Annotated in this window: 25 protein-coding genes; 11 read left to right on the forward strand and 14 right to left on the reverse strand. The window is 72.1% G+C overall.

Features of this window, described 5'->3' with window-relative positions; all coding sequences use genetic code 11:
• Positions 1-2: 2 nt before the first annotated feature.
• The 3 genes from ABD844_RS37825 to ABD844_RS37835 form a co-directional block, all read right to left on the reverse strand.
• Entirely contained in the window at positions 3-605 is a 603-nt protein-coding gene (locus ABD844_RS37825) for a TetR/AcrR family transcriptional regulator (RefSeq protein WP_344889138.1), read from the reverse strand.
• A gap of 126 nt (positions 606-731) precedes the next feature.
• Complete coding sequence (locus ABD844_RS37830; protein WP_344889141.1) at positions 732-2,294, reverse strand: MFS transporter; 1,563 nt, start codon at positions 2,292-2,294, stop codon at positions 732-734.
• 260 nt (positions 2,295-2,554) lie between these two features.
• On the reverse strand, positions 2,555-3,844 hold the full coding sequence (locus ABD844_RS37835) for an MFS transporter (RefSeq protein ID WP_344889144.1): 1,290 nt from the start codon (positions 3,842-3,844) through the stop codon (positions 2,555-2,557).
• Between the two features lie 144 nt (positions 3,845-3,988).
• Between ABD844_RS37835 and panB the strand changes: the two genes are divergently transcribed.
• On the forward strand, positions 3,989-4,828 hold the full coding sequence (panB, locus tag ABD844_RS37840; RefSeq protein ID WP_344889147.1) for a 3-methyl-2-oxobutanoate hydroxymethyltransferase: 840 nt from the start codon (positions 3,989-3,991) through the stop codon (positions 4,826-4,828).
• Positions 4,829-4,870: 42 nt separating this feature from the next.
• Here panB and ABD844_RS37845 read toward each other — a convergent pair whose 3' ends face one another.
• Both ABD844_RS37845 and ABD844_RS37850 read right to left on the reverse strand, forming a co-directional pair.
• Positions 4,871-5,800, reverse strand: coding sequence for a serine/threonine dehydratase (locus ABD844_RS37845; protein ID WP_344889150.1), 930 nt, complete (start codon positions 5,798-5,800; stop codon positions 4,871-4,873).
• A gap of 55 nt (positions 5,801-5,855) precedes the next feature.
• The gene (locus ABD844_RS37850) at positions 5,856-7,040 is read right to left on the reverse strand and encodes a trans-sulfuration enzyme family protein (protein WP_344889153.1); all 1,185 of its coding nucleotides are present in this window, start codon (positions 7,038-7,040) and stop codon (positions 5,856-5,858) included.
• A gap of 59 nt (positions 7,041-7,099) precedes the next feature.
• Between ABD844_RS37850 and ABD844_RS37855 the strand changes: the two genes are divergently transcribed.
• The 6 genes from ABD844_RS37855 to ABD844_RS37880 all read left to right on the forward strand — a co-directional run bounded on the left by ABD844_RS37855 (position 7,100) and on the right by ABD844_RS37880 (position 12,791).
• Positions 7,100-8,521 carry an aminotransferase-like domain-containing protein gene (locus ABD844_RS37855; protein ID WP_344889156.1) on the forward strand — a complete coding sequence of 474 codons (1,422 nt, stop codon included), beginning with the start codon at positions 7,100-7,102 and terminating at the stop codon, positions 8,519-8,521.
• A 12-nt stretch (positions 8,522-8,533) separates the two neighbouring features.
• Complete coding sequence (locus ABD844_RS37860; RefSeq protein ID WP_344889159.1) at positions 8,534-9,220, forward strand: alpha/beta hydrolase; 687 nt, start codon at positions 8,534-8,536, stop codon at positions 9,218-9,220.
• 45 nt (positions 9,221-9,265) lie between these two features.
• Entirely contained in the window at positions 9,266-10,162 is an 897-nt protein-coding gene (locus tag ABD844_RS37865; protein ID WP_344889162.1) for an ABC transporter ATP-binding protein, read from the forward strand.
• Positions 10,159-10,878, forward strand: a complete 720-nt coding sequence (locus tag ABD844_RS37870) for an ABC transporter permease (protein ID WP_344889165.1) — start codon at positions 10,159-10,161, stop codon at positions 10,876-10,878. Before ABD844_RS37865 ends, ABD844_RS37870 begins: the two co-directional genes overlap by 4 nt.
• Before the next feature lie 64 nt (positions 10,879-10,942).
• The gene (locus ABD844_RS37875) at positions 10,943-12,061 is read left to right on the forward strand and encodes a sensor histidine kinase (RefSeq protein WP_344889168.1); all 1,119 of its coding nucleotides are present in this window, start codon (positions 10,943-10,945) and stop codon (positions 12,059-12,061) included.
• A 124-nt stretch (positions 12,062-12,185) separates the two neighbouring features.
• The gene (locus ABD844_RS37880) at positions 12,186-12,791 is read left to right on the forward strand and encodes a response regulator transcription factor (protein ID WP_344889171.1); all 606 of its coding nucleotides are present in this window, start codon (positions 12,186-12,188) and stop codon (positions 12,789-12,791) included.
• Between the two features lie 16 nt (positions 12,792-12,807).
• On the opposite strand, the gene npdG is transcribed toward ABD844_RS37880, so the two are convergent.
• Entirely contained in the window at positions 12,808-13,461 is a 654-nt protein-coding gene (npdG, locus tag ABD844_RS37885; RefSeq protein WP_344889174.1) for an NADPH-dependent F420 reductase, read from the reverse strand.
• A 104-nt stretch (positions 13,462-13,565) separates the two neighbouring features.
• On the reverse strand, positions 13,566-14,708 hold the full coding sequence (locus ABD844_RS37890; protein ID WP_344889177.1) for a lipase family protein: 1,143 nt from the start codon (positions 14,706-14,708) through the stop codon (positions 13,566-13,568).
• Positions 14,709-14,880: 172 nt separating this feature from the next.
• Here ABD844_RS37890 and ABD844_RS37895 point away from each other — a divergent pair, with 172 nt between their 5' ends.
• Positions 14,881-15,459 carry a hypothetical protein gene (locus tag ABD844_RS37895; protein ID WP_344889180.1) on the forward strand — a complete coding sequence of 193 codons (579 nt, stop codon included), beginning with the start codon at positions 14,881-14,883 and terminating at the stop codon, positions 15,457-15,459.
• Between the two features lie 55 nt (positions 15,460-15,514).
• On the opposite strand, the gene ABD844_RS37900 is transcribed toward ABD844_RS37895, so the two are convergent.
• Positions 15,515-16,465 carry a LysR family transcriptional regulator gene (locus tag ABD844_RS37900; protein WP_344889183.1) on the reverse strand — a complete coding sequence of 317 codons (951 nt, stop codon included), beginning with the start codon at positions 16,463-16,465 and terminating at the stop codon, positions 15,515-15,517.
• Positions 16,466-16,538: 73 nt separating this feature from the next.
• Between ABD844_RS37900 and ABD844_RS37905 the strand changes: the two genes are divergently transcribed.
• The gene (locus ABD844_RS37905; RefSeq protein ID WP_344889186.1) at positions 16,539-16,817 is read left to right on the forward strand and encodes a CBU_0592 family membrane protein; all 279 of its coding nucleotides are present in this window, start codon (positions 16,539-16,541) and stop codon (positions 16,815-16,817) included.
• Between the two features lie 43 nt (positions 16,818-16,860).
• Here the strand turns inward: ABD844_RS37905 and ABD844_RS37910 are convergent, their stop codons facing one another.
• Positions 16,861-17,037: a hypothetical protein gene (locus ABD844_RS37910; protein ID WP_344889210.1), complete on the reverse strand. Its 177-nt coding sequence runs from the start codon at positions 17,035-17,037 to the stop codon at positions 16,861-16,863.
• 32 nt (positions 17,038-17,069) lie between these two features.
• Here ABD844_RS37910 and map point away from each other — a divergent pair, with 32 nt between their 5' ends.
• The gene (map, locus tag ABD844_RS37915; protein ID WP_344889189.1) at positions 17,070-17,918 is read left to right on the forward strand and encodes a type I methionyl aminopeptidase; all 849 of its coding nucleotides are present in this window, start codon (positions 17,070-17,072) and stop codon (positions 17,916-17,918) included.
• A gap of 19 nt (positions 17,919-17,937) precedes the next feature.
• On the opposite strand, the gene ABD844_RS37920 is transcribed toward map, so the two are convergent.
• From ABD844_RS37920 to ABD844_RS37935, 4 genes are all read right to left on the reverse strand, one after another.
• Positions 17,938-18,339 (reverse strand): sensor histidine kinase, encoded by a 402-nt coding sequence (locus ABD844_RS37920; RefSeq protein WP_344889192.1) that lies wholly within the window; start codon positions 18,337-18,339, stop codon positions 17,938-17,940.
• A gap of 191 nt (positions 18,340-18,530) precedes the next feature.
• Positions 18,531-20,507 (reverse strand): bifunctional copper resistance protein CopD/cytochrome c oxidase assembly protein, encoded by a 1,977-nt coding sequence (locus ABD844_RS37925; protein WP_344889195.1) that lies wholly within the window; start codon positions 20,505-20,507, stop codon positions 18,531-18,533.
• Positions 20,504-21,097, reverse strand: a complete 594-nt coding sequence (locus ABD844_RS37930; protein WP_344889198.1) for a copper resistance CopC family protein — start codon at positions 21,095-21,097, stop codon at positions 20,504-20,506. The genes ABD844_RS37925 and ABD844_RS37930 overlap by 4 nt, the downstream gene beginning before the upstream one ends.
• A 61-nt stretch (positions 21,098-21,158) precedes the next feature.
• Positions 21,159-22,442 carry a helix-turn-helix domain-containing protein gene (locus tag ABD844_RS37935; RefSeq protein WP_344889201.1) on the reverse strand — a complete coding sequence of 428 codons (1,284 nt, stop codon included), beginning with the start codon at positions 22,440-22,442 and terminating at the stop codon, positions 21,159-21,161.
• Positions 22,443-22,896: 454 nt separating this feature from the next.
• Between ABD844_RS37935 and ABD844_RS37940 the strand changes: the two genes are divergently transcribed.
• A complete protein-coding gene (locus ABD844_RS37940) occupies positions 22,897-25,743 on the forward strand; it encodes an AfsR/SARP family transcriptional regulator (protein ID WP_344889204.1) in 2,847 nt (948 codons plus the stop codon).
• On the opposite strand, the gene ABD844_RS37945 is transcribed toward ABD844_RS37940, so the two are convergent.
• Positions 25,718-26,204: PucR family transcriptional regulator (locus tag ABD844_RS37945; RefSeq protein WP_344889207.1), on the reverse strand; the 487-nt coding region annotated here is incomplete at its 5' end. The two genes, ABD844_RS37940 and ABD844_RS37945, sit on opposite strands and share 26 nt — an antisense overlap.

The following is a 26,204-nucleotide window of genomic DNA, read 5'->3' on the forward strand; positions in this document are numbered from 1 at the left end:
CCTCAGGGGGCCAGGCCGCGCAGGACGGTGTCCACGACGCGTTCGGCCAGGTCGGGCGCGAGGTCTCCGGCCGGCCCCCACTTGGTCTGGTGGATCATGGTGCCGGAGATGACGGCTATGGCCAGGTCGACGTCGAGGTCGGCTCTCAGCTCGCCGGTGGCGATGCCCCGTTCGACCACGGCGCGCATGGCCAGCCGGCGCGGCTCGACCGCCCGCTTGACGAAGCGCTCCATCAGGCGCGGGTAGCGGTCGGCCTCGCTCATCGCGATGTTCATCACGCAGCGGGTACGGGCCTGCCCCGACTCCTGGCGCATCGCGTCGACCAGGCTGATCAGGTCGTCGCGTACGGACGTGCCGGACAGCGGGGGCAGCGGCGCCTTGAGCGTGGCCAGCGCGTCGACGACCAGATCCTCCTTGTTGGACCAGCGCCGATAGATCGTCGTCTTGCCGACGCCCGCCCTCGCGGCGATCGCCTCGATCGTCAGCTCGGACACCCCCATGCCCTCGCCGATCAGATCGAGAGTCGCGTCGACAATCGCCTTCTCGGCCTTCTCACTGCGCGGACGGCCCGCCGGGCGGGCGGCCCCAGATTCCTGGATCGACATCGCGGCCTCACCATACATCTCCAGCGCCGTGGCGCTGTCTTCCCGGGCGGGCGGGGAGCATGCGATCGTACGCGCTCCCCGCCGTCTCTCCCCGTAATGATCCATACGTTCCCATCGTCGCACCGATCATCCGGCCGACGACGACAACGCGGGCTCCTTCTGCGTCGCGTGCTTGGCGGGACGGACCTTGCCCGGCATCCACCTGGCCACCACCACGATGCCGAGCAGCCCGACCGCCGCCGAGACCAGCGCCGTCACGTGCATGCCGTCGATGAACGCGGTGAACGCCGGCTGGACCAGCGCCTGGCCCCTCTCGCCCAGCGACTGCACGACGCCCATCGTCGCCATGATCGACTCACCGGCCGCGTGCTGCGCCCCCGAGGGCAGCCCGGCCAGCGCGGGCGCGATCTCCCCGCGGTAGCTGGAGGACAGGACCGAGCCGAGCACGGCCACGCCGAGCGCGCCGGACACCTGGCGGACGGTGTTGCTCATGGCCGAGCCGACACCGGCCTTCTCCCTGGGCAGCGACTCCATGATGGCCGTCGTCGCGGGCGGCATGATGTTGGCCATCGCGGCGCCCTGGATGAAGAAGACGGCCTCGATCAGCACGATCGGCGTGTTCTGGTCCATGAGCGCGTAGCTGCCCAGCGCCAGCGTCACCACGATCATGCTCACGGTGGCCGACAGCTTGGCGCCGAACCGCTCGTTCACCCGCTGGCTGAGCGGGGCGAAGATGAGCTGCGCCGCGGCGAACGGGATCATCAGCGCGCCCGCCTGCACCGGCGTGAACCCCAGCACGATCTGCAGGTAGAACGTCAGGAAGAACATCCCGCCCATCATCGCGAAGAAGACGATGCCCATCATGCCGATGGCCGAGCTGAAGCGCACGTTGGTGAAGCTGCGCACGTCGAAGACCGGGTGGTCGATGCGCCGCTCCCACCACACGAACGCGCCCAGCACCGCCACCCCGAACAGCGTCGGGACCAGCACCTCGGCGCTCGCCACGGTGGCCAGCTCGCCGCCGCGGATGATGCCGTACACGATGGACACCAGACCGATGATCGACAGCAGCACGCCGACCGGGTCGAGCCTGGACGGCTTCGGGTCGCGCGACTCCGGCACGATGGTCGCGATGAGGATCATGCTGATGATCACGATGGGCACGTTGATCAGGAAGACCGAGCCCCACCAGAAGTGCTCGATCAGCAGGCCGCCGGAGATGGGCCCGATCGCCACCGCGAGCCCCACGCCCGCGGCCCAGATCCCGATCGCCCTGCCCCGCTCACTGGGCGGGAAGACGTTGGAGATGATCGCCAGCGTGGCCGGCATGATCGCCGCCCCGCCGATGCCCATCGCCGCCCTGGCCAGGATGAGCTGCATCGGATCCTGCGCGTACGCGCTGGCCAGCGAGGCCAGCCCGAACAGCGCCATACCGATGAACAACATCCGCTTTCTGCCTGTTCGGTCGCCGATCACGCCGAAGGTGAACAACAGACCGGCGAACACCAGCGTGTAGGAGTTGATCGCCCATTCCAGCTCACTCTGGGTGGCGCCCAAACCGACGGTCTTGTCGGCGATGGTCTTCATCGCCACGTTCAGGATCGTGTTGTCGAGCACGACCGCCAGCAGGCTGAACACCAGCACGCCGAGGATGCCCCATCGGCGTGGATGTCCCGAGTCCGGGTCCATGGAGGAAATCCTTAATTTCGATACGGATAAGTTTCGCAACGTCACCGTATCGCATGCTATTCCGATACGCAACGGTCTCGTTTCGTAAATATCCGGTGAACTACCGCACACCACCACATAACGGACACACTGCGCCTCGGCCCACCCCCGGCCCAGCCGCCACCCCCGCCCCGCTCGGCCCACGCCGAACGAGCCCGTGCGACTGGGCCGATTTCCCGCACCCCAGGAGAAGCCCCCGCTTTACTCCCGGGGCGCCGCTCTCACTCCCGCGCCGTCGACGCGGCGGCCGGTCCTGCCGCCTCCATCCGCGTCTCCGTCCGCGCCTGCGCGGACGGCTCCTCCGGGGCCTCGGCGGGCAGCCCGGCACCGATCGGCCGACGGCGCCAGAAGGGCAGGGCGATGACCACCATGGCCACCCCCACCAGCCCCGCCACCACGAACGCCCACTCCGGCCCGCTCCCGTCGATGATCGCCCCCGCGATGGGCGCCGAGGCCGCGCCGCCGACCAGCAGGGCGGTGCCGTGGAAGCCCATCGCCTCACCCCGGGCCGCGCCGGGCACCCAGCGGCTCAGCACGTCGACCGTGGACGACAACGACGGCGCGCACAGCAGCCCCGCGGGCACCAGGGCCAGCACGATCCACTGCCAGCCGTCCGCGGCCAGGCCCACCGGGATCGTCAGCAGGCCCATGCCCGCGATCAGCGCCAAGGGGGACGCGCCCCGCGAGAGCCCGCCGTACACGAAGCCGCCGACGAGCGAGTACACGCACCAGATGGCCACCGCCAGCCCCACCCACGCGGTCTGGCCGGCGTGGTTGATGGTGGCGACCAGGGCCAGCTCGGTCGCCGTGAGCACGAACGTGGCCGCCGCGGTCGTGCCGAGCAACGCCACGAACGCCGGGGTGAGCCACTGCCGCCTGGGCACCCTCACCTCCCGCTCCGCGGCCTCCGCGGCCTCCGCGACCTCCGCGGCCGAGCGGGTGGGCGGGTTGAGCAGGATCAGGCCGAGGCCGGCCACCGTCATGCCGACGCCGATGACCGTCATGGTCACGCCGCTGCCGAGCGTCGTGATGCCCGCGACGGCCAGCGCCGGGCCCAGCATGTAGGACAGCTCGACCACCATCGAGTCGAGCGCGAACCCACTGCGCCGCTGTTCGACCGGGATCATGGCGGCCAGGCACTGCCGGGTCACGCTGAAGACGGGCAGCGCCAGCAGCCCGGCCACGGCCGCCGCCGCGACCAGGGCCGGGAACGGCAGCGCCCACGCGCACGCCCAGAACGCCGCCTGCACCACGGTGGTCACCGTGAGCACGGGACGCAGCCCGTGCCTGTCGACGAACCTTCCCGACAGCGGGGCGCCGATCGCCATGCCGACGGTGCTGGCCGTGGCGATCAGACCGGCTTTGCCGTATCCCAGGTGCATCACCTCGGCCACGTGCAGGGTCAGCGCCATGCCCGTGGCGGTGGACGGCACCCGCGCCATCAGCCCCACCAGGAGCAACGTGGGGACGCCCGGGAGTTTGAGCAGTCGTCGGTAAGGGTCGAGAGCCATGATTGTTCGTTACCTCCGCGTAGATTGTGGCAAGAGGCACTGACAGTTTCGCCACCGGTTTTCCGCTATGTCGGTGCATGGCATCATCGGGGGGAGTCCGGGGACGCCACTGGGGCGCCTCGAGACGTTCTTGGAGGGTTACTCATGTCCTCTTCGACCACTTCGACCACGCTGTACGGGGGCGCGTCCGGGCGCCGCGTCACCGTCCGCGACCTCACCGCCGCCAAGGAGCGCGGAGAGCGGTGGCCCATGGTCACCGCCTACGACGCGATGACGGCGAAGGTGTTCGACTCGGCGGGCATCCCGGTCCTGCTGGTGGGCGACTCGGCGGCCATGGTCGTCTACGGCTACGACTCCACCCTGCCGGTGACGGTCGACGATCTGCTGCCGCTCACGGCGGCCGTCGTACGCGGCTCGTCACGCGCGCTCGTGGTGGCCGACCTGCCGTTCGGGTCCTACCAGGGCTCGCCGCGGCAGGCGCTGGAGTCGGCGACCCGGTTCATGAAGGAGGCGGGCGCCCACGCGGTCAAGCTGGAGGGTGGCCGCCGGGTGCTGCCGCAGGTCGAGGCGCTGGTCTCGGCGGGCGTGCCGGTCATGGCGCACCTGGGCCTGACCCCGCAGTCGGTCAACGTCATGGGCGGCTACCGCGTCCAGGGGCGCGGCCAGGCCGGCGACGAGCTGATGGCGGACGCGAAGGACCTGGAGCGGGCCGGGGCGTTCTCGGTGGTGCTCGAATGCGTGCCCGCCGACCTGGCGCAGCGGGTGACCACGTCGCTGGCCATCCCCACGATCGGCATCGGGGCGGGGGCGGCGACGGACGCGCAGGTGCTGGTGTGGCAGGACCTGATGGGGCTGACGCCGCGCCCGGCCAAGTTCGTCAAGCGCTACGCGGATCTGGACACCGAGCTGGACCGCGCCGTCCGCGCCTTCGCCGACGACGTGGTGTCCGGCGCCTTCCCGGCACCGGAGCACTCCTACCAGTGACCGTCCGCCGCTGACCGCGGGCCACCGACTCCGGGGCGGTGCTCAGGCGGTGGTGAGGGTGCCCGGGTCGGTGTTCGACCCGCACACCACCACCGCCACCCGCTCCCCGGGCGCCGGACGGTAGACGCCGGACAGCAGCGCCGCGTAGGCGGCCGCGCCCGCGGGCTCGGCCGCCAGCCGGTGCCGTTCCCAGAGCGTACGCCGCGCCGCCACGATGGCCTCGTCCGTCACGAGCACGCTGTCCACCCGCGGCCCCGACAGGACCTCGAACGCCAGCCCGCCGAGCGTGGAGGCCCCCAGAGCGTCGGCCCCCACGCCCCCGACCTCCACCGGCACTGGCCCGCCCGCCCGGAGCGCGGCGTTCAGGGTCGGGATCCGTTCGGGCTCGACGGCCACGATCCGCGGCCCGCCGCCGGGCGTGACCGTGCCCAGGGCGATCCCCGCCGCGAAGCCGCCCCCGCCCACGGCCGCCAGTACGGTGTCCACCTCCCCGATCTGCTCCACCAGCTCCAGCCCGGTCGTCCCCTGCCCCGCCACCACCTCGGGCTGGTCGTAGGCGTGCACCTGCAGCGCCCCGGTCTCGGCGGCCCGCTTGGCGGCGGCCTCGGCGGCCTCGGCGTAGATGACCCCGGTCTGCGTGATCCGCGCGCCCAGGGCCGCCAGCCCGGCCACCTTCACCGGGCTGGTCACCTCGGGCACGAAGATCTCCGCCCGCGCCCCCAGCGCCCGCGCCGTGAAGGCCACCGCCAGCCCGTGGTTGCCCCCGCTGGCGGCGATCACCCCGCTCTCCGGCAGCTCACCGGCGGACAGCATGCGGTTGAACGCCCCGCGCACCTTGAACGATCCCGAGTGCTGCAACAGCTCCAGCTTCAGCCAGAGGCCGGGCGCGATCTCCAGCACGGGCGTGCGCAGCACATGCCCGGCGATCCGGCGGGCCGCCGCCCGCACGTCCTCATGGGTGACGGTGGTCACGTGTTACTCCCCAAGGTTCTGCTCTCATGGTCGGAACGGCGCCTGCGGACCGAGGCTACGCCAGCGCCTGGGCCACGTCGGCCCACAGGTCCTCCGGGTGCTCGATGCCCACGGCGATGCGTACCGTGCCCTCCCCGATGCCGCTGCGCCGCAGCTCCTCGGCGCTGAGCGCGCGGTGCGAGGTGGTGGCGGGGTGCAGGACGAGCGTCTCGACGCCGCCGAGCGAGGGGGCGAGCAGCGCGAGGCGTACGGACTTCATGAACCGCTCCCCCGCCTCCCGCCCACCGGCCAGGTCGAACGAGAACACCCCGCCGAAGCCCGACAGCAGCTTGCCCGCCAGCTCGTACGAGGGGTGCGAGGGCAGCCCCGGCCAGTGGACGGCCGTGACGGCGGGGTGCCCGGCGAGCCGGGTGGCCAGGAGGTGGGCGTTGGAGCAGTGTCGCTCCATGCGCAGCGCCAGCGTCTGCAGGCCGCGCAGCGTCAGCCAGGCCGCGAACGGGTCGGCCGAGGCCCCCAGCTCGATCGCGAAGTGCCACACCTTCTCGTACAGCCCCGCGTCGGCGAAGACGGCGATCCCGCCCACGACGTCGGTGTGCCCGGACAGGTACTTGGTGGTGGAGTGCAGCACGACGTCCGCCCCGTGCTCGAACGGCCTGCCCAGCAGCGGGGTGGCGAACGTGTTGTCCACCACGGACAGGATCCCCAGCTCCCGCGCCACCTGGCACATCCCGGGCAAGTCGGCCACCAGCGTCATCGGGTTGCTGATCGTCTCCAGGTAGACGAGCCGGGTCTCCGGCCGGACGGCGGCGCGCAGGGCGGCCGGGTCGTTCTCGGGGACGTACGTGACCGTGAAGCCGAACCTGCCGACCAGCTCGTTGAGCATGGCGGCGGTCCCCCCGTAGAGGGAGCGCTGGGCCACCAGGTGGTCGCCGGGCTTGAGCAGGCCGAGCAGGACGAGGTTGATCGCGCCCATGCCGGAGCCCGTGGCGATGGCGGCCGTGCCGCCCTCCAGCCCGGCCACGGCCTCCTCCAGCGCGCGCACGGTCGGGTTCGAGTAGCGCCCGTAGACGTACGCGCCGTCGGGGCGGCCCATGGACTCCGCCATCAGCGCCGGGTCGTCGAAGACGAAGCCCGAGGTCTGGTAGATCGGCATGCTGATCGGACTGCTGCCCTCGATGACGGGGCGCGGCACGTGAACGGTCTTCGTCTCGGGCCGGGCGTCGGGCGGGAAATCGTTCATAAGGCAAGGATCGCCCGCCGAAGCGTCCGATGTCAGAGCCAATGCCGCAGAATTGGTCCATGACTGAGGCCAATTTCGCGGACGTCGTCGATCTGCTCGGCCGGTGGGCGTCCGGCCGCGGGCCGCTCTATCTGCTGCTCGCCGCGCGGCTGCGGGCCCTCATCGACGACGGCGTCCTGGCGCCCGGCGAGCCGCTGCCGCCCGACCGGGTGCTGGCCCGGCGGCTGGCGGTGGGCCGGGGCACCGTGGTGGCCGCCTACGACCTGCTCCAGCAGGAGGGCCGCGTGGTGCGCCGCCGGGGCAGCGGCACCAGGGTCGCCGCCCTCGACCTGCCCGCCACCAGGACGGCCGACGGGGTGCAGGCCAACCCGCTGCTGCTGCACATCCTGCACCCGCCCGACGGCGTGCAGCTCCTGACCTGCGCCGCCCCGCACGATCCGCCGCAGGTGCTGTTCGAGGCGTACGCGGAGGCCGGTGAACGCCTGGCCGGGGTGCGCCAGATGGGCTACCAGCCTGCGGGCGACCCGGCGCTGCGGGCGGCGCTGGCCGCGTACTACACCGGGCGGGGCGTGCCGACCGCGCCCGAGGAGATCATGGTGACGACGGGTGCCCAGCAGGCGCTCACGCTGCTCACGGGGCTGCTGCTGGCGCCGGGTGACACGGTGCTGGCCGAGTCGCCGACCTACCCGGGGGCGCTGGAGGTGTTCCGGCACGCGGCGGTGGTCGTCAAGCCCGCGGCGAGCGTCGAGGACGTGCGGGAACGTCCGGCGCTGGCCTATTTCGTCCCGACGGTGCGCAATCCCGACGGGGTCATCATGGACAACCCGTCCCGCAGGCGGCTGGCCGCCCTGGCCGCGGCGCACGACGTCCCGGTGATCGACGACGAGGTCCGGGCCGAGCTGTGCTTCTCGGGCGAGACACCGCCGCCGGTGGCGGCGTACGGGCGTGGCGAGCAGGTGATCACGATCGGCTCGCTGAGCAAGCTGGTGTGGGGCGGGCTGCGGGTGGGCTGGATCCGCGCCGCGGCGCCGCTGATCTCCCGGCTGGCCCGGCTGCGCGCGGTGCACGACCTCGGGGGCGAGGTCTTCAGCCAGCTCGCCGCCGCCGCGCTGCTGCGCCGCCTGGACGACGTACGCGCCGCGCAGGTCCGCACGCTGCGCGCGCGGCACGACCACCTGTGCGCGGAGCTGCGGGCGCGGCTGCCGTCCTGGACGTTCGAGCCCGCGCTCGGCGGCCAGACCATCTGGGTACGCCTCCCGCGCGGCGACGCCGACTCCTACGCCCAGGTCGCGCTCAGGCACGGGGTCGCCGTGCCGCCCGGCAGATCGTTCGACCCGCTCGGCGGGCTCGCCGGCCACCTGCGGCTGCACTTCCTGTTCCCCGAGGACGAGCTGTCGCGCGCGGTGACCAACCTGGCCGCCGCCTGGGCCTCCTACGACGGGGCCGGGCGCACGCCCTCCCACCGTCCCCTGGTCGTCTGAGAGGGTGGGCGCATGCAGACGACGTTCGTACTCGTGCACAGCCCCTCCGTCGGGCCCTCGACGTGGGCGCCCGTGGCCGAGTCGCTGGAGCGCCGCGGGCATGCCGCCGTGGTGCCCGACCTGACGGGCGTGACGGTGGGCGGGGCGCCGTACTGGCCGAGGGTGGTGGCGACGGTGCGCGCGGTCACCCCGGCCACTCCCGTGGTGCTGGTCGTGCACAGCAATGCCGGATTCCTGCTGCCGGTGATCAAGGAGGGGCTGGGCGATCAGGTGGTGGCCTGCGTGTTCGCCGACGCCGCCCTCCCGCCGCGCAACGGGCTGGTCACGACGGCCAAGGAGGGGTTCCTGCCGTTCCTGCGCGACCTGGCGGGCCCCGACGGCGTGCTGCCGCGCTGGACCGACTGGTGGGACGAGGAGGACGTGGTGGCCATGCTGCCCGATCCGGCCGTACGCGTCCGGGTGGCGGCCGAACAGCCGCGCCTCCCACTCGACTACTACACCCAGCCCATCCCCGTGCCCGTCGGCTGGGACGCGGTCAGGTGCTCCTTCCTGTGGTACAGCCCTCCGTACGACGGGGTTGCCGAGGAGGCCGCCCGCCGCGGCTGGCCGGTGACCCGGCTGCCCGGCCTGCACCTGCACCAGACCGTCGCCCCCGAGGCCGTCACGGACGCGGTGCTCAAGCTCTCCAGGAAGTCGTGAATTCTTCACTGTCGTCCCCGCCGGAGCGCCGCGACAGTGGAGCGCATGACAGCGATCCAAGTACACGGGCTCCGCAAGAGCCTTCGGGGATTCGAGGCGGTGCGGGGCATCTCGTTCGAGGTGGACGAGGGGGAGATCTTCGCGCTGCTGGGCAGGAACGGCGCGGGCAAGACCACCACGGTCGAGATGCTGGCCGGGTTCCTGCGGCCCGACGGCGGCAGTGTGCGCGTGCTCGGGCTCGACCCCTGGGCCGACCGCGCGGCCGTACGCGCGCGCACCGGCGTCATGCTCCAGGAAGCCGGGCTCTTCCCTGACCTGACGGTCGCCGGGACCGTCGACGTCTGGCGCGGCTTCACCGCCGCGCCCCGGCCCCGCGACGAGGCCCTCGAACTCGCCGGGCTGACGGCCAGGGCCCGCACCCGGGTCCGGCAGCTCTCCGGCGGCGAGAAGCGCCGGCTCGACCTGGCGCTGGCCCTGCTGGGCCGCCCCCGCGTGCTGTTCCTCGACGAGCCCACCACCGGCCTGGATCCGCAGGCCCGCGCCGCCACCTGGGAGGTCGTCCGCGGCCTGGCCGGGCAGGGCACCACGATCCTGCTCACCACGCACTATCTGGAGGAGGCGCAGCGCCTGGCCTCCGCGATGGCGATCATGGACGAGGGCCGCCTCGTGGCCTCGGGCGGCATGGCGGCGACACTGGCCGCGCGCGGCGGAAGGGTGTCGTTCCCGCTGCCCGCGCACGTGGCCGCCGGGGACCTGCCGCTGCCGGTCACGGTGGCGGACGGGCTGGCCGTGTGCCGCACCGACGACCCCGACCTCGCCTCGCAGAAGCTGCTGACCTGGGCGGCCGAGCGCGGCCTGCGCCTTGAGGGGCTGGAGGTCCGCGCCGCCACCCTGGAGGAGCTGTTCCTGGAGAGCGCCGGATCGGCGGAGGAGGCCCGATGAGCCTGACCGCCGCGTACCGGCTCGGCGCCCGGCTGTTCTGGCAGGACAAGGCCATGGTGTTCGGCTCGGTGGTCACGCCGGTCGGCCTGGCCGTCGGGATCCCCGTACTCATGCGGCACGTCATGCCCGAAGGCGTCGCCGCCGCCACCACGATCTTCCACGGAATGCTCGCGCTGCTGCTGTCGATCACCGCGTTCATGAACATCACCGTGACCCTGACCGCCCGCCGCGACCAGCTCATCCTCAAGCGCCTGCGCTCGACCAGCCTCACGGACGGCCAGATCCTGCTGGGCCAGATCGCCGGCACGGCCACCCAGGCCATGGCCATGATCGTGCTGTGCACGGTGGCGGTGCGGGTGCTCGCCGACGTCCCGTTGCCTGCCGACCCGCTGGGGTTCGCCGCCGTCACGGTCGCGGGCTCGCTCGTCCTGTCCCTGCTCGGGGCCGCGTACTCGGCCGCCGTCCCGCGTGCCGAGCTGGCCGCCCCCTTCACCATGCCCGTCTTCCTGCTGGCCGGGGTCTCGGCGGGGGCGATGGGCCCGATCCCGCTGCCCGATCGGCTCGGGCAGGCCCTCGACCTGCTGCCCACCACCGCCGTGGTGGACGCCGTCAGGACCGGCGGCCTGGCCGGGCCGTTCCTGGTCCTGGCCGGCTGGACGGTCGTCGGCCTGGCCGCCGTCCGACTGTGGTTCCGCTGGGAGCCGCGCCGCTCATGACCCGCCCGCCGCGACCTGCCGTCGAACGGGGACGGTCCAGGAGGAAAAGGAGATAATCATCGTCGTGGTCTCCTCCGCGCAACGGCTCGCGAGCGCCCTCATCACGGCCGTCTCCTGCGGCTACACGATGATCGCACTGCTCTACTTCGTGCACGGGGTCTATTTCGGCCTGGTGGCCACGCTGGCGATGTGCGGCGTGGTGGCCACCCACTACGTGAACACACAGGCCGCCATGCGCGGGGAGCGTCCGCGCGGTTTCCCCCTGACGCCGGTGCTGCAGGCGGTCATCACCTATCTGCCCGACGTGCTGCTGCCCGGCGGCATGTCCGCGGTGGCCGCGCCGATGCTGGCCGGGACGCTGCTGGTGTTCCTGCCGCGGCTCTGGGGCGGGACGCTGGTGGGCCTGATGATGGCGTACGAGGCGGCCGCGCTCTGGGGAGGCTGGGACGGAGTCGTCGTCACCCTCTTCTACGTGATGACGGTGCCGGCGACGGGTGCCATGACGTACGCGCTGGTCCGGTTCGCCCGCGTCACGACCGAGTTGGAGCAGGCCAGGGCCGAGCTGGCGGACGCCGCCGTGCTCAAGGAGCGGCTGCGGATCTCCCGTGACCTGCACGACGGACTGGGCCGCAGCCTCACCGCGATCGCACTCAAGGGCGACCTGGCCGCCCGCCTCATGGACCGTGACCCCGGCGCGGCCCGTACGGAGGTGGGTGAGCTGGTGGTGGTCGCCAGGGAGGCGGCCCAGGACGTACGCCAGGTGGCCAGGGGCTACCGCGCGATGTCGCTGGCCGGCGAGGTGAACCGGGCGGTGGCGCTGCTGGAGTCGTCGGGGGTGGGCGTCCAGGCGCATCTGGCCGACGTGCCGCTGCCGAGACGTTCGGAGGAGGCGCTGGCCTGGGCCGTACGCGAGGGGGTCACCAACGTGCTGCGCCACAGCCGGGCCACGACCTGCACGATCACCACGTCGCTGTGCGACGGGGCGCTGCGGCTCGAACTCGCCAACGACGGCGTGCCCGCCCCCGGCGACCCCGGCGACCCGGGCGACCCGGGCGGGCGCGCGGCCGGCGCGGGAGGCGGCCTCACGGGCCTCGGCGAACGCGCCGCCCAGGCAGGGGGCTCCTGCACGGCCGCCCCGACCGGCACGGGCGGTTTCCTCCTGGCGGTGGAGGTCACCACGTGACACCCGTTCGTCCTGACCGTGGAGACCGCCGCGTGACGCCCGTTCGTCCTGGCGGTGGAAGTCGGCGCGCGACGCCCGCGGGACGGCCGCGCCCCGGCCCCGGGACGGCGCGCGGGGAGACGTCGTGATCAGGGTGCTGCTCGCCGAGGACATGCACATGATCCGGGCCGCCCTCACCGCCCTGCTGCGCCTCGAACCCGACATCGAGGTGGTCGCGGAGGTCACCCGAGGCGACGAGATCGTGCCCGAGGCGCTGCGGGTCCGGCCCGACGTCGCGGTCGTGGACATCGACCTGCCGGTCGTCGACGGCATCACCGCCGCCGCCACGCTGCGCGAGCGCCTGCCCGCCTGCCGGATCCTGGTGCTCACGGCGATGGGGCAGCCGGGCCACGTCCGCAGGGCGCTGGCCGCCGGGATCGAGGCGTTCCTGGTCAAGGACGCGCCCGGTGACCGGCTGGCCGAGTCGATCAGGCGTACGGCCGCCGGGCTGCGCGTCCTGGACGCGGAGCTGGTCTCCTCGGCCATGGAGTACGGTGAGAGCCCGCTGACGGCCAGGGAGTCGACCGTCCTCAGAGAGGCGGCCAGGGGCGCCTCCGCCAAGGAGATCGCCGCCCGCCTGCACCTCTCCCCCGGCACGGTGAGCAACTATCTGACCGGGGCGATCGCGAAGACCGGGGCCCGCAACAAGATCGACGCCATCCGCATCGCCGAGGATGCCGGCTGGCTGTAACCCGCGGCCGTTCCGGTCAGATGTCGGTGACGCGCAACCCGGCGTGGGCCTTGTAACGCCGGTTCACCGAGATGAGGTTGGCGGTCAGCGCCTCGACCTGGTGGGCGTTGCGCAACCGCCCGCCGTACACCCCCCGCACTCCCGGAATGACCCCGGCCAGCGCCTGCACCGTGTCCGTGGCCTCGCGGTCGTCGCCGAGCACCAGCACGTCGAGGTCGACCTTGCCCACGGCCGGATCCATCAGCACCACGGCCGACACGTGGTGGAAGGCCGCCACCACCCGGCTGTCCGGCAGTACGGCCGCGGCCTGCTGGGCGGCGCTGCCCTCCTCGACCGGCAGCGCGTAGGCGCCCTGCTTGTCGAACCCGAGCGGGTTGACGCAGTCGACCACGATCTTCCCGGCCAGCTCGCCGCGCAGGGACTCCAGCAGGGCCTTGTGCCCCTCGTACGGCACCGCCACGATCACGATGTCGGCCCGCGCCGCCACGTCGGCGTTCTCGCCGCCCGTCGCGCTCGCCCCGATGGAGTCGGCCGCGTCCTGGGCCCGCTGGGCGCTGCGCGAGCCGATGAGCACCGGATGCCCGGCCAGCGCGAACCTCCGTGCCAGCCCCTTCCCCTGGTCACCGGTGCCGCCGAGGATGCCGATGGAAAGCCCGTTCACGTCTGTCATAGCCAGATCATGTCAGGCCCGCCACACCCGCCGGGCTCCCACCCCTTCTGGACACTCGATCCCGGCCGACGGCACGGCCGGGATCGGTGTCGGCGGCGGGTGGCCTAGCAGTTTCCGAAGGCGGGCAGCCCGACGATCCGCAGGGCCAGCCACTCGATGGCCAGCGGCCCGCCCTCGACGGCCCCCGTGACGTGGTCGGGCGCGGGCAGCGCGGTCCAGCGGGCGTTCACCCCGGCCCGGCAGTACTCCGAGCGCAACGTGGAGCCCACCGCGAGCGGGATGGTCTGGTCGCCGCGCGCGTGGTACAGGAACATCGGCACACGCGGCGCGACGGCCCCGAGCCGGTTCTCGGCCAGCCTGGCCAGCCACTTGGGCTGGTTGAGCAGGTCGATCGGGCTCAGGTCGGCGAACCGGAGCCCGGCGAGCTTGCCCAGGTCGCCCAGGCAGTCGTCGGCGGCGTCGGCCAGCAGGGCGCGGCCCCGGTCGTTGAGGTCGGCCTCCAGGTCCAGCTCGGGGTAGGCGGCGTCGAGCCCGATCCCGGCGGCCGCCGCCAGGCCGAAGTCCGCCCCGCCGTCCAGGTGTCGCGCGACGGCCCCCAGGTCGGCCGGTACGCCGCCCGCGGCCACGCCGCGCAGCCGCAGCTCGGGCGCGTACGTGGGCTGGAGCTGGGCGGCCCAGGCGGCCGACGCGCCGCCCTGCGAGTACCCCATGATCCCGACGGGCGCCTGACCGGACAGCCCGGCGCCGGAGACCCGGGTGGCCGCCCTGATCGAGTCGAGCACGGCCTGCCCCTGCGAGACCCCCGCCATGTACGTGTGCGTCCCCGGCGTGCCGAGTCCTTCGTAGTCGGTCACCGCGACCGCGAACCCCTTGAGCAGGAACAGGCTGACCAGCGCCAGCTCGGCCTCGCGGCCCTGGCTCATGCTGACCGAGGGCGCGCACTGGTCGCCGAGGCCGTGGGTGCCGACGGCGTACCCGATGATCGGGCGCGCGCCGAGCGGGTAACCGGCCTTGGGGACGAGCAGCGTGCCGGAGACCGTGTTGGGCGAACCGGTGGCGGAGGTGGAGGTGTAGCGCAGGTGCCAGGCGTTCACCGGGACTTCGAGCAGCTTGCCCGGCAGCAGGTAGACGGTGGTGGGCTGGGCGGAGACCACGTCTCCGGGGGCCGCGGCGCGAGCCGGGGCCGCGATGAGCGACATGATCGATAACAGGATCAAGGACATGCTGACGCGCACACGTAAGGTCATGTGCCGCCCCTCTCCGTGAGGATCACCACTGGGACGGCGGCGCCGCGAGCCCGATCGTTACCCGAGGGTAACTCGATGTCAAGGCCCGAAATGACGGAGAAACACACGCCATGTCAACCAGCACCCGGGAATCAGCCACCCCACGCGGGCCCCGTCGGGCACCATGGAGGGCATGGACTCAGGATCGGTCGCCCTGCTGCGTGAGCTCCTGTCGGAGACCGGCTGGCTGGAACGCACGCGCGAGCTGGGCCTGGCCCTGCGCGCCACCCGATCCCCCGGCGGCCTGCTGCTGGTGGGCACCCCCGACGACGAGCCCTGGCACCTGACCGCCCACCTCGCCGACGAGGCCAGGTTCTCCGGCCTGTCCCAGCTCACCCCGACCCTGGTCCGCTGGGCCCCGCCCCCCGGCGCACCCGCCCACCTGCGCGTCGGCCTCGAACGCCTGGAGCGGGCGGCGCGCGGGGAGACGTTGTTCGTGGTCTCGGAGCAGCAGGCGCCGGTCCCGCTGCTGGAACGCGTGGACGACGCGCGACGCACGGGTGCGACGATCCTGGCGATCGAGGGCGGCGACCCGGAGCTGTCCGGGCTGGCCCACGACGCGATCGCGGTGCCGAGTGCCGGGCCGGTGACGTTCGACGGCGCGCAGCACCTCGTGAGCGCGGCGGCCGGAGAGCCGACCCAACGGCCCGGCCTGCGCGAACGCCTGGCCCGCCTGCTGGAGAAGGTCAGCGGCCCTCAACTCGCCGACTGACCCCCCGCCCCCCGCCCTCGCAGGAGCGGGGCGGCGCGGGGCGGGGGCCGTACGGTCAGGAGGCCGTCCGCTCTCCGATGCGCCCGCGCAGCGACGCCTCCAGCGCCGCCGTGGCCTCCTCGATGGCGCCGATCACCACGGCCTGCACCGGATCCGGCTCCCCCGACCGCGTACGGCTCACCCGGGTCACGGCGTCCAGCCTGCGCGCGCCCACGTCACGTACCTCGCTGACCAGCACCTCCCCCTCGGGGACGTCCAGCAACGCCAGGGCGGGCACGATCGCCACGCCGTGCCCGGCCGCCACCAGCGCCAGCGTCGGCCCGAACTCGGTGATGACGTGCACCTTGCGCGGCTCGAACCCGTGCAGCCCCGCCAGCCGTTCCAGCGCCTGCCCGCACGCCTGGCTCGGCTCGCCCGCGACCCAGGGCAGCCGGATGAGGTCGGCGACCGTGGACGGCGGGTCGGGCCAGGCGGGCGGCACCACGATGCGGTACTCGTCCACGTACAGCAGGCGGGTGCTCAGCGACGGTTGCGAGAGGGCGGGCAGGCTCATGTCCTGCTCGGTGATGAGCACGTCGACCGCGCCCATCCGCAGCTCCTGCAGCGCCGGGTGCCCGTAGATCTCGTGGATGGTCGGCGTGATCCTGGGATGGCGTACGGCCAGGTCGCGCAGGGCGGGCACCAGCACGTGCTTGATCACGGTGGGGAAGGCCGCGATGCGCACCGGCCCGGCCAGGCGCTCGGTGAAGCGGGTCAGCTCCCGCTTGGCCTCGATCAGCTCCTCCTCCACCCGCTCGGCGTAACCGGCCAGCACCCGTCCCGCCGGAGTGAGCGACACGCTGCGCTGGGAACGGTCGATGAGGGCGAGCCCTACCTCGCGTTCGAGCTGGGCGAGCTGCTGGGAGACGGCGGAGGGTGTCAGGTGGAGCGCCTCGGCGGCCCGCATGACGCCACCGCGCCGCGCGACCTCGTGCAGGACCCGCAGCCGCCGAGGATCGATGTCCATGCAGGTCAGCTTACGCCCACCTTTAGCAACCTTTATTTGTGCTTCACAAGCTTGAGTCCGGACAATATGGCCCATGGATCTCCTGCTCGCCGCCGCCGGCTGGGTCGGCGCGGCCGTGCTGCTGGTCGGGTACGCCCTCGTCTCGTCGTCGCGCCTGTCGGGGGACGGGACGGCGTACCAGGTGCTCAACCTGACCGGCTCGGTCGGCCTGATGGTCAACAGCGCCTACAGCGCCGCCTGGCCGTCAGCCGCGCTCAACCTGATATGGGCGGCGATCGGCGTCACGGCCCTGGTCAAGCTGGCCCGGGCGGCGGGCGCGCCGAAGAGGCCCACCCACCGGCCCGCACCGTGACCTGGCCGTCATACCCCGGCGGCCGGCCGCGGCCACAGGATGATCACTCGTCGTCCTGGTCGGCCTCGTCCCACGCCTTGTTGCGGTCGGCGGCGCGTTGCAGCGCTCCCGCCGCCTCCTGCTCGGAGTCGTAGGGACCCATCCGGTCCTTGTTGGGGCAACCCTGGTCGGGCTCGACCCGCATGTGCTTGAGACAGAACCACCACTGGCCTTCGCTCACGGGGTCAATTCTGCCCCGTAGACTCGTGTTTCATGACGACACTGCTCCAGCCCGGGCGAGTTTCGCCCATGCGAAAGGTTCCCGCCCACATCGAGCGGCCGGAGTACGTCGGCAAGAAGCGCCCCAAGACCGGCGAGTCCGACGTGAAGAGCCCCGAGATCATCGAGCGCATGAGGGTGGCGGGCCGCATCGCCGCGCAGGCGCTCGAAGAGGTCGGCAGGCACGTCCGGCCGGGCGTCACGACCGACGAGCTCGACAGGATCGGCCACGAGTTCCTCATCGACCACGGCGCCTACCCGAGCACGCTGGGCTACAAGGGCTATCCGAAGTCGCTGTGCACCTCGATCAACGAGGTCATCTGCCACGGCATCCCCGACGACACCGTGCTCCGCGACGGCGACATCGTCAACATCGACATCACCGCCTACATCGGCGGCGTCCACGGTGACACCGACGCGACGTTCCTGGCCGGAGAGGTCGACGAGGAGTCGCGGCTGCTGGTGGAGCGCACGCGCGAGGCGACGATGCGCGCCATCAAGGCCGTCGCGCCCGGCCGCCAGCTCAACGTGGTGGGCCGGGTGATCGAGGCGTACGCCAAGCGCTTCGACTACGGCGTGGTGCGCGACTTCACCGGCCACGGCATCGGCACGAGCTTCCACTCCGGCCTCATGGTGCCCCACTACGACGACCCGTCGCTGCGGGTCGACCTGGTGCCGGGGATGACGTTCACGATCGAGCCGATGCTCACGCTGGGCACGATCGACTACGAGATCTGGCCCGACAAGTGGACGGCGGTGACGAAGGACCGCAAGCGTACGGCACAGTTCGAGCACACGATCCTGGTCACCGAGACGGGCAGCGAGATCCTCACCCTCCCCTGACGCCCCGGGCCGCCCGCGGTCAGCCCGGCACCACTCCGGTGACCGTCGTGCCCTCGCCGCTCACGCTGTTGACCGACAGGCTTCCCCCGATTTCGGCGAAGGCGGCCCGCATCCTGGCGATCCCCCGCCCGGCCCGAGCCGTGGGAAAGCCCTGTCCGTTGTCGCTGACCGTGAGGCGCAGCCCGCTCCTGCCGGTCGTCACCGCGATGGACACCGTCTGTGCGCTGCTGTGCAGCTCCACGTTGGACAGGGCTTCGCTCATCGCGGTCATGACACCGGTCGAGACCTGTGAGGGCACGTCGGTGGCGGGTAGGGCCCACGTCTCGACCGCTATGCCGGTGCGTTCGGACCACTCGGCCAGATAGGTCTCAAGCGCCTCGGCCAGGCTCTGCCCGCCGCGCATCCGTGTCTCTTCCGCCAATGAACTGTCGCCTTTCTCAGCACTCGGGCACCGCGCCGATCCCCACTCCGGCGCTCCCCTCCACAAGGTGCGCGTCCCCCCTCAAGGTCACGCACACTGGCTGATGAGGTTATACCCGTATCCCCTGGAAGAAAGGGTACCTGGCGGCCCGGGGGCTTGCGGCGGTAGGGAAGGAGGCCATGGCCGAACGGCTACTCGCCCTTGTCGGCCCGGTTGAGACGGGCGAGGTAGGCGTTGTAGGAGTCGAGGGCTGGATCTCTGCCGCCGGCGCGGTCGGCCCGGCGGTCGGCCCGCCGCGCCTGCCGGTCGTCGTCCCTGTACCACTGCACGGCGATGGCCAGCAGCACGATGAGCGTCGGGATCTCGCCGAACCCCCACGCGATGGCCCCGCCGTCGCGCTGGGTCTGCAGCAGCGTGTCGCCCCAGGTGCGGCCGAGCTGCTCGTACCAGCCCGAGGCGATCACCGAGCCCATCATCATCAGCGCGATGCCGAAGAACGCGTGGAACGGCATGGTGACGAAGAGCATCAGCAGCCGCCCGACGTACGGGAGCCGGTTGGGCCCCGGGTCGATCCCGATGATCACCCAGAAGAACAGGCACCCGCTGATCAGGAAGTGCAGGGTCATCCAGATGTGGCCGAGGTGCTCGTTCATCGCCGACTCGAACAGCGGCGTGAAGTAGAGCGCGTACGTCGAGGCGACGAAGATCGAGGTCGCCACCACGGGATGCGTGACGACCTTGGTGAACCGGCCGTGCAGGATCGTGGTGATCCACTCGCGCGGCCCCCTGTCGCCCCTCTTGGCCGCGGGCTTGAGCGCGCGCAGGGCCAGGGTGACGGGCCCGCCGAGGACGAGGAAGATCGGCACCACCATCGACAACATCATGTGCTCGATCATGTGGACGTCGAACATGACCTTGGCGTATCGCGCCAGCCCGCTCTGCGTGCAGAACACCAGCAGCAGGACGCCGATGTACCAGGAGGCGGTGCGCCCCCACGGCCAGCGGTCGCCGCGCCGCCGCAGGCGCAGGACGCCGAGCCCGTAGAGCCCGCCCAGCGCCCCCGCCACCACGGCGAAGAACAGGTCGAGCCACCACAGGGAGAAGATGTTGCCGATCGTGAGCGCGGGCGGGAGCGGGAAGCCGAGCAACTCGAACGCCCGGTCCGCGGGCACGCTGAACTCGGGCGGCGGCGTGCGCGAGAGTGCCACGGCCACGCCGACGGTGGCGAACATGAGCACCGTCTCGCCACCGGCCAGCCGGGTGAACGCCCGCGGCTTGCCCGCCTCCAGATCGGCCAGCGTACGCTGCCGGTGCCAGTAGCCCACGTAGCCGAGCAGCACGAACGCCACGATCTTGGCCACGGCGAGCCTGCCGTAGTCGGAGCTCCACAGGTCGGAGACCGCGCCGAGCCGCGCGACCAGGGCGAACACCCCCGACAGCCCGACCCCGGCGTAGCAGTAGAGCGCCATCCGCGAGAACCGCGCCGCGGCCACCTCGAGCTGCTGTCGGCGGCGGAGCGCGTGCAGCGCCAGCACGCCGAGACCGCCCACCCACAGGGCGAGCGAGAGCAGGTGCAGCGACACCGACGAGGTGGCCAGGCCGTGGTTGGGCGAGGAGGAGGTGTGCCCGGTGAGCGGCACGGGCAGCAGCGTCACCAGCGCGAACACCAGCAGCCCCGCCGCGGCCCCGGCCGTGATGGCGCCGCGCGAGAACAGCGCGATGGCCACCCCGAACAGCACCACGAGCGTCAGCGCGACGCCCTGCGTGGTCTGGGTGGCGTAGCTGGTGAGGATGGCGCGTTCGAGGACCTGGGGCACCGTGCGGCCGATGGAGTCGGCGGCGCCGAACACGACGGCCAGGAACGCCGCCCCGGCCCACACGAGCGCGGCCCACGAGGCGGCCTTGACGTAGTCGAGCGCGTTCTTGCCCAGCACGCCCTTGTTGTTGGGCAGCAGCGCGGCGGCCATCAGCAGCAGGCCGACGGTGACCACCCCGGCCGCGTCCATGAGCAGCTTGGACACCGGCAGGCCCCACCTGACGACCACGCCGGAGTCGGGCAGCCCCGGAATGATCCGGGGGAACGCCCTGCCTCCCGCGATCATGCCGATCGCGAGGGCGAGGACCGCCGCCGCCGTGGCCCCGAGCGCGAGGCGCACCGCCCGGCTCATGGCCGCTTTTTCCGCGCGCTGAGCAGGAACCCGATGCCGATGCCGACGAGCGCCCCGATCACGATGATCAGCCAGACCGGGAACGTCGCGCCCTGCTCGGCCGACGCCTGGTCGGTGGCCGCGACCTCACTCCCCGAGGGAGTGGGCGCGCTCGCGCTCGGGGCCGCCGATGCGGGCGGAGGAGCGCTCGCCGCCTCCTCCGAGGCGCTGGGCTCGGGCGACGGCGCCCCCTTCACCCGGAACGGGATCTCCCCCTCGATCGGGTGCCCGTCGGAGGAGACGACGCGGTAGGCGATCGTGTATTTCCCGTCGGGCAGCGGCCCGCCGACCGCCTGCGTGACCACCGCGCCGTCCACCTCCGGCTCACCGCTCTGGTGCTGGGCGTCGCCCTCGCCCCGCACGATGACGAACGGCATGCGCACCTTGGCGCTGAACTCGAGCCTGATCTCGTCGACAGACTCGACCTCGGCGCCCTTGGCCGGGTTGCTGCTCTTGAGCGTGTCGTGCGCCAGCGCGGGGGCGGCGGTGCCGAACACGAGCAGGGCGGCGGCGAGGATCGCGGAGAGGGCCGCGAGCGGGGATCTGTTCATGGCACCCCCAAGGCTACCGACGACACCACCCGGTCCGGACGCCGCTCCTCGAACCGTCCCGCTACAGACCGGCGCAGGCCAGCGCCCGCTGGTAGGACTCCACGGCCCCGTCGGAGTCACCGAGGCTCTCCATGGTCTCGGCCGTGGCGTACCAGGTGGAGGCGGAGCGGCGGGAGTCGGGCAGCGGCGCGAGCCAGTCGCGCACGGACGCCACGTGCCCAGCCGCCTCGTCGAAGCGGCCCACGGCGCCATAGACGGTGCCGAGCAGAAGCTTGGCCTCCGCGCCCAGCACGTAACCGTAGGCGGGGAGCCGGTTCCGGCCGATCACGGCGTGCTGGATGGCCTTGTCGTAGTCGCCAGCCATGTATTCGGCATAGGCCAGCTCGATGTGGACGCGGGCCCGGTCGAGGATGCTGGTGGAGGTCTGCTCAAGCTCCTCCGCCGCCGCCCGGAGCACTTCGCGAATGGCGCCGGCCTCGGCCGGCCGGGCCCTGAGCCGCTTCTGCAGCATCGCCAGGCGCATCCTGGCGACACTACGTGGCTGCCCGGTCTCCACCTGCACCGCCATCGCCCGCTCGGCGAAGGACAACGCCTCCTCCGTGTGGCCGGTGGCGTGGGCGACGGCCGAGGCGTTCCAGTTGGCGGCGACGATCGAGCGTGGCGTGCCGAGCGCGTCGGCGGCGTTGAGCAGCTCGGCCGCGAACTGACGAGCCCGAAGCAGGTCGCCGCGCAGGATGTACGCACCCAGCAGCGTAGCGGCCAGCTCGACGAGCTGATCGGTCCAGGGCTGCCGGGCGCTGCCCATCAGCATCGCCTCGCCCACCTCGACGGCCTCGGTCAGGCGCTCGCTCTCCCGGTAGGCGCGGCACAGCACCATGGCGATCTCGATGCCTCGCTCGGGCGCCAGTTCCTCGTTGCGCAGCCGCAGCAGGATGGAGATCGTCTCGTCGAGATCGCCGCAGGCCTCAGTGGAGAGGGCGAGTCCGAATTCGGCATCTTGACGAAGTCTGGTGAGCCCTGTCAGGTTATTGTTCTGCAGCAGCTCGGCGTAGCGGGTACGGGCCTCTTGGACCTCACCGTTCTCGAGGGCCAAGCGCGCGTAGCCAAGGGCTAGTTCGATGTCCTCCATCTGCTCAGCGGTCACCCCGTTGATCAGATAGGACAGCGAACAGTCCAGTTTCTGGGCCAGCAACTCCAGAACTGCAGGGGTCGGGGTACGCTTGCCACTCTCGATCAACGAGACGTAACTGTCCGACAATTCGGGATGGGCGAGCTGTGCCTGCGACAGGCCGCGTTGTCGCCGAACCGTCTTAATGCGGAGTCCGACCAGGTCAGATGTGGTCACAGTCGTCGCTCCCTGAGAAAATACGTCGAGCTACCCCACATAGGCGAGGGAGAACCCCATGCGCATGCGTCTTGCCCTGTCTGCTCTGGTCGCCGTGATCGCAATCGCGGTGACCGCTGGAGGTAATGCTACGGCTGCGAGTGCCACTACGTCTTCCCCCAGTACGAGTCTGGACGACACTCTCTGCTGCTAGGCAAAATCCCGGCAGGAGGGGAGCAGGTCCATCAGCCGGGTGATCCTCACCGCACAGAGGACGACGGCTGGCCTTGCGCACACGCGCTCCGCACCCAGACCGTGTCGCGGCCCCAGCTCCCCAGAACCCGAAGCCCTGCGCTGGCACACAACCTAGCGCAGGGCTTCTACATCGCCTCTACATAACGCCACGACCTCGACGCACGCGAGAGAGCGTTACTCTGCCTGGGTCACACAGGCAGAGGGATTCCGCGGAGGCGGTATGAGCGAAGAACTCTCCGTTCGCGTTCTCGGCGCGGTGACCGCCGCCCGCGGCTCTTCGCCGATCGAGGCCGGCCCGCCCCAGCAGCAGATCGTCCTGGCCATGCTCGCGACCTCCGCCACCGTTCCCGTGCCGATCAGCCGGTTGGTCGCCGGGATCTGGGGAGAGGCGGCCCCCCGCAACGCCGAGCAGGGCGTCTACACCTACATCGCCGGCCTGCGCCGGGCCTTCGAGCCCGATCGCGGGCCCCGGCGGCCGTCACGCTATCTCACCGGATCCAAGGCCGGCTACGTCTTACGCGTGGAGCCGTCACACGTGGACGTGTTGCTGTTCGCCGACCTGGTCGACCGGTCCCAGCACGACGCGGATGACCAGCAGGCGGCCCGCCGGCTCGACGAGGCCCTGGCCCTGTGGCAGGGCACCGCGCTGAGTGGCCTGTCAGGGCCCTTCGCCGAGGCGGAACGCGCCCGCCTGGAGGATCTGTGGCTGGCCGCGTCCGAGCGCCGCGCCGACCGGCTGCTGCGGCTGGGGCGCCACGAGGAGGTCACCGCCGAACTACGCGACCTCGTCCGGCGTCATCCGCTGCGGGAGCGGATTCGCGAACTGCTCATGGCGTCGCTGTTCCGCTCCGGACTGCGGGCCGAGGCGCTGGAGGTCTACGAGCAGTGCCGGGTCCTGCTCGCCGACGAGCTCGGCATCTCCCCGGGTGAAGGTTTGCGCCGGTTCCACGAGATGGTGTTGCGCGCCGACGCGGAACAGGCCGGGACGTCGCCGGCCGCTGTGGGGCCGGCACCGGTCGCGAACGTGCCGCACCAGTTGCCCCGTCCCCTGGTGGAGTTCGTGGGCAGGGTGCAGGAAAGCATGAGGGTCAAGGAACGGCTGGCACCGTGGGACGACTCTTCTCCCGGCCCGTTGGTGGTCGTCTCCGGGCCGGCGGGGGTGGGCAAGTCGGCGCTGGCCGCGTACGTCGCCCACCAGGCACGCGACCGCTTTCCCGACGGGCAGCTTTACGTCAACTGCCGCGGAGCCACCCCTGAGTTGTCCGCGCTCACGTCGCTCGACGTGCTCGGGCGTTTCCTGCGCGGCCTGGGCGTGCCGCCCGGGGCGGTCCCGACCGACCTGGACGAGGCGGCGGCGATGTGGCGCAGCCGGCTGCACGAGGGGCGGGTGCTGGCGCTCCTGGACGACGCCGCCGACCTGGCGCAGATCCGGCCGCTGCTGTCGGTGCCGCTGGGCAGCGCCCTGCTGGTGACCAGCCGCGAGAGCATGATCTGGGGCGAGGACGCCTTCGAGGTGGAGCTGCGCAGGATGTCCTCCTCGGAGGGGGCCACGATGCTGGCCAAGCTCGCGGGCGCGGAACGGGTGTCAGCCGACGCGGACGAGACGGCCAGGCTGGTGCGCCTGTGTGACGGCCTCCCACTGGCCCTGCGCATCGCCGGGGCCCGCCTGGCCGCCCGCCCCGGCTGGAGCCTGTCGGCGCTCACGACGCGGCTGAGTGACGAGCGGCGTCGCCTGCACGAGCTGGCGGCGGGCGACCTGGCCGTGCACTCCAGCCTGGCCGCCAGCCACACCGCACTCGAACGCGGCTCCCGCCCGGTGGATCGGCTGGCCGCGCGCACCCTGTCGCTGCTCGGCCGCCTGCACGTGCCCGAGGTGACCGGGGAGGCGACGGGCGCGCTGCTCGCGGAGCCGACCGCGAAGGCCGAGGCGGCCCTGGAGCGGCTGGCGGACGCCCACCTGCTCGAGCGTGGCGCGCCGGGACGCTACCAGCTACACGACCTGGTTCGCCTCTTCGCCGCGGAACTCCGGGCGGAGGATGGCCGCGAGGCACTCATCCGCGCCCTGTCCTACTTCGCCGCCTCCGCCCGGCTGGCGAGCCATGTCAGCGAGCCGCACCGCGTGCAGGAGGCGGCGCCGGTCGATGCGGTGCCGCACGCGGTCTCCGGCCGGGAAGAGGCGATCGCCTGGTTGTTCGAGGAGGAAGCGGTCCTGGCGGCTGCCGCCGTTCAAGCCATGAACTCTCCCGATGACGCCGTCGCCGAACTCGGCGTCAACATCGTCTTCGGCCTTCACTGGCACAACGAGCGGGCCCACCGGATGGTGACGGAGCTGGAGCTCAACCTTCAGGCGCTCCAGGCGAGCCGCCGGCTTGGGGACGAGAAGAGCATATTGATCGCACACAGCCACATCGGCAATATCATGCGTCTGTTCAGGCGTACGGACGAGGCCGTCGAGCATCTCCGGGCCTCGCTGGAGATGTCCGAGCGGCTCGGTGACACTTTCGGGCAAATGCGCGCGCTCGGCAACCTGTCCAGCGCCTACAACTCGGCCGAGCGCTTCGAGGAGGCGCTGCCTTGGGCCGAGCGCCAGCTCGCCTTTGCCAGGCACGCCGACCTGCGGGTCGGTGTGCGCTACGCACTGATGTGCATCGGCAACGCTCTTCTGGGCTCAGGTCGTCCAGGGGAGGCGCTCGGGCCTCTGCACGAAGGGCTGGCCGACGCCCACGAGGTCGGCGACGGCGGCATCGAAGGGCAGCTTCAGGTGGCCATCGCCGAGTGCCACCTCGCCGAGGGCGACCACGAACAGGCCCTGGCCCACCTACTGGACGCCAACGAGCTGCTCACGACGGCCGGCTACGGGATCCCGCGGTTACGCTGCCTCATCGCGCTGTCGCGAACGTTCCGGGAGCTGGGCGACCAGGACCGGGCCCTCCACTGGATCACGGTGGGCGCCTCCGTCGGCGGGTTCGGCAACGCCCGCTGGGAACGGCGGCTGGCGGAGGAGCGGGCGGCCGTGCTGGAGGCGCGCGACCGGCAGGCGGTCAACGAGGTGTCCCGGTATCCCTGAGTGCCAGGAAGAAGTCGACCCGGTCGGCCATCGTGGACAGGTTTCTGCCGGTCAGCTCCTCGATCCGGCGCACCCGGTAGCGCACGGTGTTGACGTGCACGTGGAGCTGCTCGGCGCAGGCGTTCCAGGAGCCGGCGCAGTCGAGGAAGATCCCGAGCGTGCGCACCAGCTCCGACTGGTGCCTGCGGTCGTAGTCGAGCAGCGGCGAGAGCAGCCGGGCGGTGAACGAGCGGCGCACGTCGCCCGGCACCGTGGCCAGCAGCAGCGCGTGGGTGTAGATCTCGTCGCTGGTCACCACCCCGCCGGCGCGGGCCTCGGCCAGGCGGCGGGCGTGCCCGGCCTCCTCCACACCGCCCTTGAGGGCCGCGGCGCCGGTCAGCGCGCCGCTGAGGCCCACGCACAGGCGGATGTCGGGTAGGGCGGCGAGCACCCCGGCGCCGGTCCGCAGCCGGTCGGCCAGC

This window comes from Nonomuraea antimicrobica (genome assembly GCF_039536965.1).
In the GTDB taxonomy this organism is placed as follows: Bacteria; Actinomycetota; Actinomycetes; order Streptosporangiales; family Streptosporangiaceae; genus Nonomuraea; species Nonomuraea antimicrobica.